Below are 15,679 nucleotides of genomic sequence, written 5' to 3'. Positions count from 1 at the left end.
TCCAATCGAATATCGGTCACCATGCATAAGGCCATTTGATGCATAAGACGCTTCCGCTTCCCCCATTGACGGCGATACGGGTCTTCGAGGCGGTCGCGCGCCATGGAAGTTTCACCAATGCCGCAAGCGAACTCGGCATGACGCAAGCTGCGGTGAGCTATCAGATCAAGGTGCTGGAAGATCGGATCGGCGCACCCCTGTTCCTCCGCCGCCCACGCCAGATCGCGCTCACCGAGGTCGGCCAGCGGCTTGCACCCGTGGTGACGCAGGTCTTCGAGCAGCTCAGCGAAGCCTATGTGAGCGCGCGCGGCGGCGCCCAGGGAACACTGGTCATCAGTACGATCGCGACCTTTGCCTCCAACTGGCTGGCGCGGCGCCTCGGCTCGTTTCAGATCACTCACCCCTCGCTTGCCGTGCGACTTCAAACCGAGCCGCATCTCGTCGACTTCAGTCGCGAGGAGGTCGATATCGGCATTCGCTCAGGCCGCGGCGAGTGGCCGGGACTTGCCGCCCACCGTCTGATCAACGCCGATTTTTCGCCGATGTTGAGCCCAGGCCTTGCGGCCAGCATCGGTGGCGTGAAAGAACCGGCCGACCTCCTGCGCCTGCCGCTTCTCGACCCCGGTGATCCCTGGTGGGCGCAGTGGTTTGCCGCCGCCAACGTGCCGGTGGAAGGGCTTGCGAGCCGGCCCGGCTCCAGCATGGGCGCCCAAGTCTATGAGGGAAATGCGGCCGCGGCCGGACAGGGCGTGGCGATCCTGACGCCGGCCTTCTTTGCCGCGGAACTCGCCGACGGGCGTCTGATCCAGCCCTTCGATCTGCTCTGCGACGAGAGCCAGGCCTTTTGGATGGTCTATCCGGAAAGCCGGCGAAACGCCCCGAAAATCAGCGCCTTCCGCCAGTGGATTCTCGGCGAGATCGGCCAGCAAAAACGTTGAGGGCGGCTGTCGGAGCGGGGTGGCCTTGCGTCTCGACCGCCCCGGAAATTTCTCCCGTTCTGGAACCCTTCGGGCCACCGGGGAGTTGCACCCCCGTAGCGACCAGAGCGAGGGAGTGCGGGAGCGAAGATGCAAAGCGAGCCGACGGAACAGTTCCGCTCAGCCAGCGAAACCACCTGGTGGACCGCACACCGCGGCGATGGGCCGATCGTCGGCACGGCGATCCACAACGGGCACGCGATGCGCAGCGACGCCCGCGCGCTCACCGCCCTGACGGACGAGGAACGGCTGCGCGAGGAGGATCCGTTCACCGAGTTCGTCATCCGCGATCTTGCCAACCGCATCGTCGTCCATAGGTCCCGCTTCGAGGTCGACCTCAACCGTGCCCGCACGGGCGCGGTCTATCTTCAGCCGGCGCAAGCCTGGGGCCTTTCCGTCTGGCGGGAACATCCGCCCGTCGAGATGATCGAGGCGTCCCTCGCCGTCCATGACGAGTACTATGCCATGCTGCATTCGATGCTGACGGCGATCGAGCGCCGCCACGGTCGCTTCATCGTGCTCGACATGCACAGCTACAACCACCGGCGACAGGGACCGGACGCCGCGCCTGCGGCTCCCGACGAAGCCCCGGAAATCAACATCGGGACCTCCTCGATGGATCGGCCCAGATGGGCCGGCGTCATCGATACGCTGATGTCGGCGCTCGGCACCGCCTCTATCGACGGCCGGCCGGTGGATGTACGCGAGAACGTCGCCTTCCAAGGACGCGGAGAGCAGACGCGCTTCATTCACGAGCATTTTCCCGAGACCGGCTGCGCGATCGCGATCGAGTTCAAGAAGACCTTCATGGACGAATGGACCGGCAAGCCGGATATCCGGGCGCTTCGTTCTCTGCGGGCACTGGTCTCTTCCCTCGTCCCGATCCTGACAGAAACGTTGGCGAGGCAGCGATGACGGAGGAGAAAGCGACGCCCGTAAGTCCGGCCCCGGCCTGGCTCGACGAAGCCATCGGCCGGCTGACGGATGGCCGCGCCGTGCGGCGCGATTTCGGCGAGGGCGGACGGCTGCACATCGACCGCCTCGTTCCCTTCCTCTGTGTGCACATCGCCGCCGAGCACCAACAGCCGGTGGCGCGCGACATCGCCCAGGCGAACGCCGCCTATCTACTGGCGCCCGACATCGATACCGCCGCCGCAATCATCGAACGTGTCGGGCGCGTAATCGAACAGCGACTCGGCCTTTTCATCGTGCTCGAATTCGGCGAGCTCGAAAGCGATGAACCGCCGGCCAAGGACGCGCCCTTCCTGCCGCCCTTTTTGATCGAGGTGGTCGCCGGCGCGCGTGCCGCCGAGCAGGTCGCCGCCAAGGCCTTGATCGAGACGGCGGCAACGATCGAAGGAAAATTCCGCACGCCGCATGTGACGCTCGTCGAGCGCCCAGCGGCGACGGCGACAGGCCGAAAGGCGCTTGCGCTCGACTACCCACACCTGACGGTGCGCTTCGCGCCGATCTACTGCGAGCCGGGAACGCGCCGCATCTATCCGCAACTGCGCGAGCGGCTGGTCGCGAGCATCTTCGACGCGGGGCTGAGAGCCGTTGCTGCTTTCGCCCGCGCAAAATCGGTCAGTTTTCGGCTGCCGACGCACCGCGCCTTCGGCCGAAAGGCCTTCGTCGATGCCGTCGTGCGCGCCGACCGCGGCATCGACGAGATTGCCTCCAGCTTCGACTTCCTTCTGGCGGTGACGCCAATCAACGCCGAAGCCGCTTGGGCGGAATTCGCTTCGGGCGGCTTCTCCAAGAGTCCGCGCCTCTACTACCGGCCGCTGACGCTGCAGATCGAGACGGCCAAGCGGAAGCTCTTCTCCCTCAACTTCGAACATCTCGAAGATCCGCTGCTCTACGCCCTCTACCGGGAAAAGCAGCAGGAGGTCGATCTGCAGCTGTCGATGATCTCGGCGCGGGAGACGCGCACCTTCGTCGAGTTCGGTCGCGCCCTCTATGGCCCGGTGGAAGCCACGCTTCATGACGCCGCCGCCGAAATCCTGGCGCGCACTGCACCCGACCGCAATGCACGGTCTTCGGCCGCAGACAGGCGCGATTGCGAGTACATAAGGGAGCGCGCCCAGGCGATGATATCGGCCTATCGGCGCCAGTCGGCCGATTTTTCCGCCTCCGTCGACATTCGCGACGACCTGCCGGCTGGCTTGCTCGTTTCGCGCGGCCAGCTTTTGATCGCCAGGAGTTCCGCGCTCGACGCCGATCGCGTCGAGGCGCTGCTCAACCACGAGATTGGCGTGCATCTGCTGACCTATTTCAACGGTTCGGCCCAGGGGCTGCGGATCCTTCGCTCCGGACTGGCCGGTTACGAAGGCATGCAGGAGGGGCTCGCGGTCTTTGCCGAATATCTGAGCGCCGGCATGACGATAGACCGGCTGCGCGTGCTGGCGGCACGGGTCGTCGGCTGCGCCGCCATGCTCGACGGCGCACCCTTTCCGCAGACCTACCGGCTGCTCGTCGACGGTCACGGCTTTGCGGCCACCGAGGCCTTCAACATCACGCTGCGCATCTATCGCGGCGGCGGGCTGGTCAAGGACGCGATCTACCTGCGCGGCCTCTTGCAGCTTCTCGATCACCTCGCCGGCGGCGGCACTCTCGAACCGTTCTGGATGGGCAAGATCGCCGCCTCGCATTTCGGCGCGATCCAAGAACTCAGCCTGCGCGGCCTCCTTGGTACCGCGGCGCTCCGCCCTATCTTTCTCGATGAGGTCAAAGCGCGCGACCGACTTCAGCGAGCCCAAAGGGGACTGTCCCCGCTCGACTTGATCTCAGAGTAGGAAACCGAATGCGCATTGCCTTTCTCGTCAACTCCATCGAGGGCGAAGAGACGTTCTATGCGACGACGTCGCTGGCACTCGCCGCCCTCGCCCGCGGCCATGAGATCGTCTACCTCACGCCAGGCGATTTCGTTCTAACACCCGACGGCCGCCTGATCGTCCATGCGCTTTCTCTCGGAACCGCAAAGCCGCGCAAGGCTGAAACCTTCATTGCGGCACTGCGGGGTGATGCGACGCGGCGCGAGGTCCTGGACATTACGGATATCCAGATCCTCTTTCTGCGCAACGACCCCTCGGAGGATGCCGCAACGCGTCCCTGGGCGACCCAGGCCGGCATCATCTTCGGGCGGCTCGCCGCCGAGCGCGGTGCGATCGTCGTCAACGACCCGGACGGATTGGCGGCAGCACAGAACAAGCTCTATCTGCAGGGTTTTCCCGAGGTCGTCCGTCCAACCACGCTGATCACGAAACACATGGAGGAGGTCCGGTCCTTCCTCGACGCCCATCCCGAAGGCGTCATCCTGAAGCCGCTGCAGGGCTCCGGCGGCAAGAACGTCTTCAAGGTCGGCTCCAGCCATGAGACGAACCTCAACCAGATCTTCGAGGCCGTCAGCGAGATGGGCTATGTGATCGCGCAGGAGTACCTGCCGGCGGCGACGGAGGGCGATGTCCGCCTGTTCCTGATGAACGGCCGACCGCTCAAGCGTGGCGACACCTATGCCGCCGTGCGGCGCGTTCCGGCGGAAGGCGAGTTGCGCTCCAACATGCATGTCAACGGCCGGCCCGCCGCGGCCGTCGTCACCCCGGCGATGCTTGCCGTCGCCGAAGAGATGCGCCCCAAACTGGTGCGCGACGGCATGTTCCTGGTCGGCCTCGACGTCGTCGGCGACAAGCTGGTGGAGGTCAATGTCTTCACGCCCGGCGCCCTGCCCGAGATCGCCGAGCTGACCTCGATCGATTTCAGCGAAGACATCGTCGCCGAGCTCGAACGGAAGGTCGAGATAAGGCGGGCCAATGATGGCGTGCTTTCCAATCGGGAGCTTGCGACCCTTTGATGGCGGCCAAGGTGGCTCTCACCCGGCGACGGCCTCGTGCCAGTGGCTGGCCGGCGGCACCACGCCCTTGGTGAAGAGGAAGCTGCCGAAGCGGCGCGCCTCGCCCGTCACGATGATACAATAGGCGCGCTTCGCTTCCTCGTGGAAGGCGAAACGCTCGATCGCATACATCTTCGAAAGAATACCATCCGCACGCACGAGCTCGGCCTGCACCTCGCGCTGGACCTCCGGCAGTTCGCCCGCCTCCCCGTCCGGCGTCAGCCGCGCCGCCGAAGGCTGCAGCGGCGTGTCGAGCGGCATGACGGAAAGAATGGCGCGCACGGCACGCGCGGCCGAGACATTCGCGATGTGCAGCGGTAGGCCGAGCCGGGTGTGGCGGGCGATCGTGTCGGCGGGAAAATTCGCGTCAACGATCGCGATCCGGTCTCCATGTCCCATTGAGCGCAGTGCATGCAGCACGTCGGCGTTCAGCGCCGGATCGATGTTCTTGAGCATCGGCCTAACCTTCTCCATTTGCTTCTGCGTGAAAACCAGGCCGCAGAGATCCCCCGGGGCGGGTCTATCGACCCGACCACCTTGTCCTTCACCGCGTTTCGTCGGTTGCGGCGGGCTGCGATCCGTCCGCACGTGGCTCCCGGTCTTAGATACCGGTCAGCCGCTCGCGATACTTGTCGATGATCACCGCGAGGATGATGACGACACCGGTGATCATCTGCCGCATGAAATCGCTGAGCCCGAACAGGATGAGGCCGTTGGCAAGCACCCCAGTGATGCAGGCACCGAGCAGGGTGCCGATCACCGTGCCGCGGCCGCCGTTGAGGCTGGTGCCACCGATGATGACGGCGGCGATCGCGTTCAGCTCGAAGCCGATGCCGATGATCGGGCTCGCGATGTTAAGGCGGGCCATGTAGACCATGGCGGCGATGCCGACGAGCGCACCGGCAATCGTGAAGGCCGCCACTTTGTAGAACATCAGCGAATGGCCGGCGAGACGCACGGCCTCCTCGTTGTTGCCGATGCCATAGAGCAGCCGGCCGAACACCGTCTTTGACAGTACGAACCAGGCGATCGCGACGAGCAGCAGCGCGATCAGGAAGACGACGGGGATGCCGAAGATCATCTGCGAGCCGAAGGCGTTGAAGCTCGGCGGAAACGAATAGATCGTGCGTGCGTCCGTCACCTGCAGCGCGGCACCGCGGGCGATGTTCAGCATGCCAAGCGTGACGATGAAGGAGGGCAGCCCCCAGAAGGCGCTGATCCAGCCATTCAGGAAGCCACAGACGACGCCGGTGCCGACAGCGGCGAGCGTTGCCAGCGCCACGGCCTGGAACACCGAGAGATCGGGAATCGTCAACACCGTGCCGCCGACGACGGCGCAGAAGGCCAGCATCGAGCCGACGGAAAGATCAATGCCGCCGATCAGGATGACGAAGGTCATGCCGACGGCGAGGATCAGGTTGATGGTGATCTGCGTCAGGATGTTGGAGATGTTGTTGGCCGTCAGGAAGTGCTCGGTCGAGACCGAGAAGAAGAGGATCAAAAGCAGGAGCGCCAAGCCGATGCCGGCATCGCGCAGGAGCACCTTTGGCGACCAGCCCGGCAGCTGGCGGGCATGGACGGTTTCGCCGGCTTGTGTCTTTTCGAGTGCTTGCATCTTACTGCCTCGCCTGTTGCTGCTCGCCCTGGTAGGCAAATTGCAGAATACGTTCTTCGGAGAATTCCGGCCGCGACAGCTCGCCGACGACACGGTGCTGCGACATCACGAGGATACGGTCCGACAGGGTCATCAGTTCCGGCAGCTCCGACGAGACGATCAACAGCGCCAAGCCACGTTCGGCGAACTGGCGGATCAGGGCATAAATCTCGGCCTTGGCGCCGACGTCGACGCCGCGTGTCGGCTCGTCGAGCAGCAGTACCTTCGGATTGCGCGCCAGCCATTTGGCGAGCACCACCTTCTGCTGGTTGCCGCCCGAGAGCGTCGCGGCATTCTTGCCGGGTCCGCCATATTTCAGCTTGAGCTCGGCACCGAGCCGTTCCGTCACTTCGATTTCCGCCTTCCTCTCAAGGATGCCGGCACGCGAGACGTCCGAGAGGGACGCGAGCGTGACATTGGCCGAAATCGGCATGTTGAGGATCAGGCCTTCCTCCTTCCGGTCCTCGGTCACGAAGCCGATACCGGCATTGATCGCCTCGCGCGGCGAGCGGAAGGAGGCGCGCTTCCCCTCAAGGAAGAGCTCGCCGGAGAGCGGCCGTTGAGCGGCCGCGATCGCCCGCAGAAGCTCGGTGCGGCCGGAGCCGACAAGCCCGGCGATCCCCAGGATTTCGCCCTTGTGCAGGTGCAGTGAAATGCCCTCGGCATGCGGCGATTGCGGCGGGCGAAACCGGGCAAGCGACAACGCCTGTGCCGGCCGAGCAAACGAGACCACTTCGCTCGCCATCTGCTGCTGCAGCTTGCGGCCCACCATGGCGCGCACAAGTTCGTCCTGATTGGTCTCGACGATCGGCCGCGAGAACACCGTCTCGCCGTTGCGCAGCACCGTCACCCGATCGCAGATGCGGAAGACCTCGTCGAGATGATGCGACACGAAAACGATCGAGACGCCGCGACGGCGAAGGTCGCTGACTATCTTGAACAGCCGCTCGGTTTCGCGCGACGTCAGCGTCGCCGTCGGCTCGTCGAGGATGAGAATACGGCTTTCCGTCATCAGCGCGCGCGCCACCTCGACCAACTGTCGGTGGGCGATGCCGAGGCGCGCGACCGGCCAGCGCACGTCGATGTCGCTGAGGCCGATGGCATCGAGTGCGGCCCGTGCGCCGGCATGCATCTCCTGCCGTCTGACGACGCCGAACGCATTGCGCGGCAGGTGCTCGATGAAGATGTTCTCCGCCACCGACAGATGGGGCAGAAGGTTGAATTCCTGGTGCACCACCTGGAGACCGTTGGCCTTGGCCTCCCGGGGCGTGGCCGGCGCATAGGCCCGGCCTGCAAGATTGATTGCGCCCTCGTCCGGACGGACGATACCGCAGAGAACCTTGATCAAAGTCGATTTGCCGGCACCGTTTTCGCCGATGAGGCCGTGCACTTCGCCCGGCTGAATGGAGAGGCTGACGCCGTTCAGTGCCTTGGTACCCCCGAAGGCCTTCTTAACATCGTGCAGTTCCAGAACCGGCGGCATCGAAACGCCAGCCGCTTCCGCCTGCACGGTTTGCGTGTTCATCATGACCTGGCCCTTTTGAAACGCAGCAATTGCGCACGCAAACCATTGGCCTGCGGCGGATGCTGTCCTTGCCGAAGCGCACCGGGCAGCGCCCGGTACGCACGCGTGGTCTCAGAGCTATTTCACGTTGTCCTTGGTCACAAGCTCGATGTCGGTCTTCACCCAACCTTCGAGCTTGGGCCCGCCGGCCACGACTTCGAGCGCCTTGTCGATTGCGTTCGCCGCCATCTGCGAACCGAACTGGTCGACTGTCGCCAAAAGCTTGCCGTCCTTCAGCATGGGGGCTACCGCCGGCACATTGTCGAAGCCGACGACCTTGATGTCGTTTCGGCCAGCCGCGTCGAGCGCCTTGACGACACCGATCGCCATGGAATCGTTGGCGGCGAGCACACCCTGGATATCGGGATGCGCCGTCAGCATGGTCGAGAAGACGGAATTGGCCTCTTCCGTTTCCCAATGCGCCGTCCGAGAATCGAGAAGATCGAGCTTGCCTGCCGCGATCGCATCCTCGAAGCCGAGCTTGCGCTGCGCTGCATTGTCGGCGCCCGGATTGCCCTCGAGGATCACGACCTTACCGCCGGCGCCGAGATCCTTGGCGAGCGCATCACCGACCATCTTGGCGCCGCCTCGATTGTCAGGGCCGACGAAGGCCAGATCGACGCCGGCATCCTTCTTTGCCTGCTCGTCGAGCGAAACGTCGAAATTGATGACGACAATACCCGCATCCATCGCCTTCTTCAGCGGCGCGACCATGGCGCGGGAGTCGGCCGGCGCAATCACGATCGCATCGACGCCCTGGGTAATGAAGTTCTCGACGCCATTCAGCTGGCTCTCGAAATCGGTCTCGTTCTGCATGCCGATGGCTTTAAGCTCGTAGTCGCCACGCTTCTGCGCATGTGCTTCGGCGCCTTCCAGCATGTTCTTGAAGAAGTCGTTTGCAAGCGACTTCATGACGAGGCCGACGACGGGTTTATCGGCAGCCATGGCAAGTGTCGGCAATGCGGTGGCAACGGTAAGTGCGACGATAGACGCATACAGGGAAAATTTCATGGGTTCTCCTCCGGTGAAAAGATGGTCCTCCAACCATCAATGAAACGTTTCATCACATGAGCATGCGTGGCCCGCTTCGACCTTTAGAAGATAGAAAGGCGGTATCGCTGTCAATATGAAACGTTTCATCACCAAGAAATTTGTGCTGGAAGCCGCTACCGGTCCGCGGCATTCTCTGATCTAAGAGGAAGGCCAGCTGCCGTCGGGCGGACCCGCGGTCGTTGGCGTAAGACTCTGATCCGTTGCATGATTTTTCCCTCCTGATCGATGCAGCGAACGTGATAGGGAGCCGACCGTTTGAACCCGACGATCAAGGATGTTGCCCAGCGCGCCGGGGTGTCCGTCGGCACGGTTTCGCGTGTGCTTGCCAAGAACAAGACGGTGAGCGAGGACATCAGGGCGAAGGTCGAAGCAACGATCGACGCGATCGGCTACCGACCGAACATTCTCGGTCGCAGCCTCCGGCTCGCCAAGACCGACATTATCGGCCTCGTCGTGCCTGACATCACCAACCCCTTCTTTGCCGAGCTTGCCAAACAGGTGGAGATGTTGGCTTCCGCCGAAGGCTACTCGGTGCTGCTTGCCAACACCCATGACGACCCGGACGCCGAGAAGCAGCAAATTGAAACCCTGCTCGGACGGTTGCCGGCCGGGCTGATCCTCGTTCCCGTCAGCAACAGCCTCGCCGATGGATTGGCGTCGCGCACGCGCACGGTGACCGTCGACCGGCCCTTGAGCGGCCATGCGCTCGTCTCCGTCGACAATCGTCAGGGCGGTTATCTCGCCGCGGACCACCTGCTTTCGCTCGGCCATCGTCGGCTTGGCTATATCAGCGGTCCGGGCACGACCGAAGTCTCCGGCGAGCGCCGCGGCGGTTTCGTTCAACGGCTCGAGGAATTCCGGAAAAGCCACCCAGGCGACTACGTTCCGCCGCAGATCGTCGAGGGGCACTTCGACTACCGCTCAGGTGAAGAACTTGGTAAGCAGCTGCTGACGCAACCCGTAGCAAGTCGCCCGACGGCGATCGCCACCGCCAGCGACCAGCAGGCAATCGGCTTGCTGCGCGCCGCCGACGACATGGGGCTTCGGGTCCCGAACGACCTTTCGATCGTCGGCTTCGACGACATTCCTCTGGCTTCGCTGGTGCTGCCGCGGCTCACCACCATTCGCCAGCCGATCGACGAGATCGCCCGGCTGGCACTCGAAGGCGTGCTCGGCAGCCATGCGCTGCAGGAGGAATACAAGCTGCAGCCAATGCTGATGAAACGCGGCTCTTGCGCCGCGCCCTCAACACCCTGACATCACGGCGCGCGCCCCAGGTTACGCGGCGTGGCTGCCGTCGACGCGTCATCAGATCGCGAGCACTGCCGCCCCTCCCGCAAGCCCCGCGCCGGCCGCCGTCAGCAACAGCTTTTCGCCGGAGACGAAGGGTTTTTCTCGGTGCGCCAGCGATAGCGACAGCGGGATGGTCGCGGCCGACGAATTGCCGTAGTCCGAGATCGTGCGCACCGTTTTCGACGGCGCGATGCCGAGACGATCGCAGACGGCGTCGAAAATGCGGGCATTGGCCTGATGCGGCACGAAGCGGCTGATGTCCGGGGCCACGCAGCCGGCGGCGCCCATGGCGTTCACGGCACAGGCCGTCATCATCTCCACCGCCTGCGCGAACATCTCGCGCCCGCCACGCATTGTCATCAGCAGATCCTCGGGCCTGGTGTCGGCGGAAAACGGCCTGTTGCTGCCGCCGGCGGCAATCGAGATCAGATCGTAGCGACTGCCGTCGGCGGCGAGGTCGGTGCCGACGAGGCCGGTTTGCGGATCATCGGACGGCGCGACGACGACGGCGCCGGCCGCATCGGCAAAGAGCACGGCGCTCGCCCGCTCGGCCAGATTGATCCTGCGGCTCAAGATGTTGGCCGCCACCACCAGCACCGGCTTTCCCTGAGCCCGCGCGAAACCATCGGCAAGCGTCAGCGCGTAGAGGAAACCCGAGCAGGCGCCGGCAAGGTCGATCGCACCAGCGTTGGAAAGGCCGAGACGATGGGCGAGCAGGGGTGCTGAAGGCGGCAGCAAGTGATCGGGCGTCGAGGTCGCAAGCAGGACCAGGGCGATATTGCCGGCCGGGGTGCGGGCATCCTCGAGCGCCATTGCACCCGCCTTTGCCGCAAGCCCCGACAGCGTGTCTTCAGGCGCGGCCCAGCGTCGCTCGCGAATGCCGGTGCGGCGCTCGATCCAGCCGGGCTCAAGCCCGAGCGTCGTCTCGATTTCGCCGTTGGCGACACGCCGCTCCGGCACCGCATGGCCGAAACCGACGATCCGGGATGAGCGAACAAGCCTCATAGCCGCCCTGCCCCGAAGAGCGACGCCGCCTCGTCGATCGCGTCATAGGCCCGCCCGAGATCGGCATCGGTGACGCAATAGGGCGGCATCAGGTAGATGACGTTGCCGAGCGGACGGATCAGCAAACCACGCTTGCGGAAAAACGCCCTGAGCTGCGGGCCGACCTCGGCGAGATAGCCGCCGGACGGCACCGGGAGGTCGAGGGCTGTAATGGTGCCGATTTGGCGAACGTCGCCGAAGCGAGGATCATCGGCGAAACGCGCCAGATGTCGACGCTGGCGCGCGACCAAGGTTTCGATACGCGCGCCCACCGGCTCCTGTCTCCAGACGGCGAGATTGGCAAGTGCCGCGGCACAGGCGATCGGGTTGGCCGTGTAGGAACTCGAATGGAAGAAGGTCTTGCGTCGGTCGGCCGAAAGATGCGCCTCGAAGATCTCCGAGGTGCAAAGCGTCGCGGCCAGAGGAAGCGCGCCGCCGGTCAGCCCCTTCGAGGTGCAGAGAATATCGGGCGCGATCCCGGCCTGCTCGCAGGCAAACAGGCTGCCCGTCCGCCCCCAACCGGTCATCACCTCGTCGGCGATCAGCAGGCTGCCATGCCGTTCGGCAATGCGTTTCAGCTCGGACAGCACGGAAGCCGGATAGGTCTTCATGCCACCGGCGCCAAGCAGCAGGGGCTCGATCAACAGGGCGGCAACCTCGCCGGAAGCGCAAGCCTGTTCGAAGGCGTCGAGCGTTGCCTGCTCCCGGCCCGGCTCCGGAAAGGGCAGGCGATCGACGGCGAAGAGCAGCGGCGCGTAGGCGGCATTGAAGACGCCTCTTTCGCCGGCCGACATCGTGCCGATCGTGTCGCCGTGATAGCCATGCTCCAGCACACAGATCCGGCTCCGCGGCTGGCCGCTGTTGTGGAAGAACCCGAGCGCCATCTTCAACGCGACCTCGACCGCAGTCGAACCGCTATCGGAATAAAACACATGGGCGAGCCCGGGCGGTGCGATCTCGATCAGCCCGCGCGCCAGGTCTTCCGCCGGTGCGTGAGTATATTCGGCGAAGATGATCTGGTCGTAGGTCTCCGTAGCCCTGCGGATCGCCTCCATGATCGTGGGGTGACGGTGGCCGTGGGTGATAACCCACCAGGACGAAATCGCATCGAGGATCGACGCGCCATCTTCGTCGACGAGATACGCTCCTTCGGTGCCGACGATGCGGCGCATCGCCGGTTCGAGGGCATGCTGGGTGAAGGGATACCAGACGGCGGAGCTCTTCATGCCGGCATCCCTCGAAAATCGGCGATGTTGAAATTCTCGGCGAAGGCGTGGCGCAGGCGGTCGGGCGTCAGCGGGTCGAGCCGCGGCAGCCGCCCGAGCCGGCGCACCCCGCCAAGGCGCGTGATGATCGCTTCGCTGTCCTCCTGCGCGTCGCCAATGAAGGCGACGCCGAGAACGGGAATTGCGCGGCGGCGCAGCGCTTCGAGCGACAAGAGGGTGTGGTTGATCGTGCCGAGCCCGGTGCAAGCGCAGACAACCACCGGGATCAGCCAGCGCGCAAAGACATCCGCAAAGACCGTGTGCTCCGTCAGCGGCACCAAAAGCCCGCCTGCGCCTTCGATCACCAGCGGTCGTTCCACCGCCTGCGGGGAAAGATGCTCCGGGTCGATGGTGACGCCGTCGATCCGTGCTGACAGGTGCGGCGACGCCGGTGTTGCGAGCCTGTAGGCTTCGGGCAGGACGCGGTCAGACGACAACCGACCGAGCCGGGCGACGGTCTCGCTGTCGGTTTCTTCGTCGAGCCCTGACTGCACAGGCTTCCAGTAGCAACCGTCGAGCGCATCGGTAAGCGCCGCGGAAAAGATGGTCTTGCCGATGCCGGTATCGGTACCGGTGACTACGATACGGGTTTTCATGGCCGCTCCTTCGCGATCGTGATCTTCAACTGCTGCAGCATCTGCACGATTGCGGCCCGGTCGACATTGAGGGTGATGGCGATCCGAAGACGCGCGGTGCCTTCCGGCACCGTCGGCGGGCGAATTGCCCTGACATCGTAACCCTCGGCCCGCATGCGGGCGGCGATGCGGACCGCTCGGCCGTTATCACCGATCGGGATGGGCAGGATCTGCGAGCCGCTGCCTTCGATGCCGAGCACCTCGGCGAGCGCCCGGTTGGCGAAAGACCTGAGGCCGTCGAATGCGGCGCGGCGTTCCGGCTCGTCGACGAGGGCGGCGAGCGCTTCACGCACCGCGGCCGCGATGAGTGGCGAGGGCGCGGTCGAATAGATGAAATTGCGGGCGCGGTTGACGAGATAATCGCAAAGCACGGCGCTTGCTCCGACCAGTGCGCCGGAAACACCGAGCGCCTTGCCGCAAGTATGCAGCATGACGACGTTCTCCCGGTCCTCCAGCTCAGCCGCGAGACCGCGACCTTCCGGCCCGAAGACGCCGGTCGCGTGCGCCTCGTCGATGACGAGAAAGCCGTCATGCTGCGCGGCAAGCGCTAAGAGGTCGGCGAACGGCGCCCGATCGCCATCCATCGAATAGAGGCTTTCGACGGCAATCCACGGGCGCCCTGTGCCGCCGGCGCGGCGCCATTGGCCGATCGCATCGGCAAAGGCGTCGATATCGTTGTGCGCTGCCGCAACCGAATCGGCCTTGCTCGCAGCGATGCCTTCATGGGCGCTCGCATGGATCAGGGCATCGTGGACGATGAGGTCGTCGCGCTGCGGCAGCGTCGAAAACAGGGCAGCATTGGCGGCATAGCCGCTGCCGAAGAAGAGCATTCGTTCCGCGCCGAAGAAGGTGGCCGCTTCCGCCTCAAGCGCCTCGTGTTCTTCGTGATTGCCGCGCAACAGCCGTGAGCCGCCGGAGCCGACCGGCACGCCGCGCGCGATGGCACTCGTTATCGCCGCCTTCAGCCGCGTCGAAGCGGCGAGCGCCAGGTAGTCGTTCGAGGTGAAGTCCAGGCCGCCAGCGGGGGCAAGTGCGCGCCGGCGGCCCTTGCGATCAAGGCCCTCCAGCGTCTTCTCATAGCGCGCAAACAGACCCAGGGTCATTCGGCCGCATCCTGCCTTGCCGCCGGAGCCATCGGCTTCAACCCCAGGCGTCGGAAGAGCGCCGCATCATGGTCCTCGCCGGGATTGTCGGCGGTCAGCAGGGTTTCGCCGACAAAGATCGAATTGGCGCCGGCGAAGAAACAGAGCGCCTGCGTCTCGTCGCTCATGTCGGTCCGGCCGGCCGAAAGCCGGACATGCGATAGCGGCATCAGGATGCGGGCAAGCGCGATGGTGCGGACGAAATCGATCGGATCGACGGGCGCTGCATCGGCCAGCTTCGAGCCCGGGATCGGGATCAGCATGTTGATCGGCACGCTTTCGGGCGGCACCGGCAGATTGGCGAGCGTCACCAGCATGGAGATCCGGTCGTCGGCGGTTTCGCCCATGCCGAGAATGCCACCGGCGCAGACCTTGATGCCGGCGTCGCGGACATTCGCGAGCGTCTCCAGCCGGTCGGCAAAGCTGCGGGTGGTGATGATCTCGCCGTAGAAGCGTTCGGAGGTATCGACATTGTGGTTGTAGTAGTCGAGCCCGGCCTCGGCGAGCCGTGCGGACTGGTCCGGCGTCAGCATCCCGAGCGTCATGCAGGTTTCCATGCCAAGAGCCCGCACACCGCCGATCATGGCGACGATCGCGTCCATGTCGCGGTCCTTCGGGCTGCGCCAGGCGGCCCCCATGCAATAGCGCGTCGCACCGCCGTCGCGCGCCTGTCGCGCCTCGGCAAGCACACGCTCGACCTCCATCAGCTTCGATGCCTTGAGCCCGGTCGGATAGTGGGCGGACTGGCTGCAATAGCCGCAATCCTCGGCGCAGCCTCCGGTCTTGATCGAGAGCAGCCGGCTCATCTGGATGGCGTTGGGATCGAACTGCGCACGATGGACCGTGTGTGCGCGGTAGAGCAAATCGTTGAACGGCAAATTATAGATTTTTTCGGCTTCCGCTTGGGTCCAGCGGGATTCGCCCGCGTCACCCGGGGTAAAATTAGCGCCAGTTGATAGGGTTCCGTCCAGCATTTCGGCTCGTCCTCCAGGTCATTGCAAACGCGAAATAGATAGAATCTGATATTATCTATAATTTTATCGACCAACAAAGTTCGCAAGCACCCAGATGGAGAGTTTCTGTTAGAACATACCCTTATGGTTGTATTTTTGACCGTGAGTGAATCTGGAAACCGCCGAGACGGGGCAACAATCACCAATCAA

Annotated in this window: 14 protein-coding genes; 5 read left to right on the top strand and 9 right to left on the bottom strand. The window is 64.4% G+C overall.

Going from position 1 to position 15,679, the window contains the following annotated elements:
- Positions 1-38: 38 nt before the first annotated feature.
- From IB263_RS15000 to IB263_RS14985, 4 genes are all read left to right on the top strand, one after another.
- The gene (locus IB263_RS15000; protein WP_060521913.1) at positions 39-938 is read left to right on the top strand and encodes a LysR substrate-binding domain-containing protein; all 900 of its coding nucleotides are present in this window, start codon (positions 39-41) and stop codon (positions 936-938) included.
- A gap of 129 nt (positions 939-1,067) precedes the next feature.
- Positions 1,068-1,892: an N-formylglutamate amidohydrolase gene (locus IB263_RS14995; protein ID WP_113135650.1), complete on the top strand. Its 825-nt coding sequence runs from the start codon at positions 1,068-1,070 to the stop codon at positions 1,890-1,892.
- On the top strand, positions 1,889-3,772 hold the full coding sequence (locus IB263_RS14990; protein ID WP_192438660.1) for a flavohemoglobin expression-modulating QEGLA motif protein: 1,884 nt from the start codon (positions 1,889-1,891) through the stop codon (positions 3,770-3,772). The genes IB263_RS14995 and IB263_RS14990 overlap by 4 nt, the downstream gene beginning before the upstream one ends.
- Before the next feature lie 8 nt (positions 3,773-3,780).
- A complete protein-coding gene (locus IB263_RS14985) occupies positions 3,781-4,827 on the top strand; it encodes a glutathione synthetase (RefSeq protein ID WP_060529375.1) in 1,047 nt (348 codons plus the stop codon).
- An 18-nt stretch (positions 4,828-4,845) separates the two neighbouring features.
- Here the strand turns inward: IB263_RS14985 and IB263_RS14980 are convergent, their stop codons facing one another.
- The 4 genes from IB263_RS14980 to IB263_RS14965 all read right to left on the bottom strand — a co-directional run bounded on the left by IB263_RS14980 (position 4,846) and on the right by IB263_RS14965 (position 9,095).
- The gene (locus IB263_RS14980; protein ID WP_060529374.1) at positions 4,846-5,322 is read right to left on the bottom strand and encodes an RbsD/FucU family protein; all 477 of its coding nucleotides are present in this window, start codon (positions 5,320-5,322) and stop codon (positions 4,846-4,848) included.
- A 145-nt stretch (positions 5,323-5,467) separates the two neighbouring features.
- On the bottom strand, positions 5,468-6,481 hold the full coding sequence (locus tag IB263_RS14975) for an ABC transporter permease (RefSeq protein ID WP_060521908.1): 1,014 nt from the start codon (positions 6,479-6,481) through the stop codon (positions 5,468-5,470).
- A 1-nt stretch (position 6,482) separates the two neighbouring features.
- The gene (locus IB263_RS14970; protein WP_192438704.1) at positions 6,483-8,045 is read right to left on the bottom strand and encodes a sugar ABC transporter ATP-binding protein; all 1,563 of its coding nucleotides are present in this window, start codon (positions 8,043-8,045) and stop codon (positions 6,483-6,485) included.
- A 117-nt stretch (positions 8,046-8,162) separates the two neighbouring features.
- Positions 8,163-9,095 carry a sugar ABC transporter substrate-binding protein gene (locus IB263_RS14965; protein ID WP_034798471.1) on the bottom strand — a complete coding sequence of 311 codons (933 nt, stop codon included), beginning with the start codon at positions 9,093-9,095 and terminating at the stop codon, positions 8,163-8,165.
- 297 nt (positions 9,096-9,392) lie between these two features.
- Between IB263_RS14965 and IB263_RS14960 the strand changes: the two genes are divergently transcribed.
- Positions 9,393-10,394, top strand: coding sequence for a LacI family DNA-binding transcriptional regulator (locus IB263_RS14960; protein ID WP_060521906.1), 1,002 nt, complete (start codon positions 9,393-9,395; stop codon positions 10,392-10,394).
- 51 nt (positions 10,395-10,445) lie between these two features.
- Here the strand turns inward: IB263_RS14960 and IB263_RS14955 are convergent, their stop codons facing one another.
- The 5 genes from IB263_RS14955 to bioB are packed head-to-tail and all read right to left on the bottom strand — an operon-like array spanning position 10,446 to position 15,490.
- A complete protein-coding gene (locus IB263_RS14955) occupies positions 10,446-11,435 on the bottom strand; it encodes a beta-ketoacyl-ACP synthase III (protein WP_192438659.1) in 990 nt (329 codons plus the stop codon).
- Positions 11,432-12,700 carry an adenosylmethionine--8-amino-7-oxononanoate transaminase gene (locus IB263_RS14950; protein ID WP_192438658.1) on the bottom strand — a complete coding sequence of 423 codons (1,269 nt, stop codon included), beginning with the start codon at positions 12,698-12,700 and terminating at the stop codon, positions 11,432-11,434. Before IB263_RS14950 ends, IB263_RS14955 begins: the two co-directional genes overlap by 4 nt.
- Positions 12,697-13,335, bottom strand: coding sequence for a dethiobiotin synthase (gene bioD / locus IB263_RS14945; RefSeq protein WP_192438657.1), 639 nt, complete (start codon positions 13,333-13,335; stop codon positions 12,697-12,699). Before bioD ends, IB263_RS14950 begins: the two co-directional genes overlap by 4 nt.
- The gene (locus tag IB263_RS14940) at positions 13,332-14,477 is read right to left on the bottom strand and encodes an 8-amino-7-oxononanoate synthase (protein WP_192438656.1); all 1,146 of its coding nucleotides are present in this window, start codon (positions 14,475-14,477) and stop codon (positions 13,332-13,334) included. Before IB263_RS14940 ends, bioD begins: the two co-directional genes overlap by 4 nt.
- Positions 14,474-15,490, bottom strand: coding sequence for a biotin synthase BioB (gene bioB, locus IB263_RS14935; protein ID WP_060521901.1), 1,017 nt, complete (start codon positions 15,488-15,490; stop codon positions 14,474-14,476). Before bioB ends, IB263_RS14940 begins: the two co-directional genes overlap by 4 nt.
- Between the last annotated feature and the right edge of the window lie 189 nt (positions 15,491-15,679).

This window comes from Ensifer sp. ENS03 (assembly GCF_014852035.1).
Lineage (GTDB): Bacteria > Pseudomonadota > Alphaproteobacteria > Rhizobiales > Rhizobiaceae > Ensifer > Ensifer adhaerens.
The sequence above is the reverse complement of the archived record's forward strand: the minus strand, read 5'-3'. Positions and strand labels throughout refer to the sequence as shown.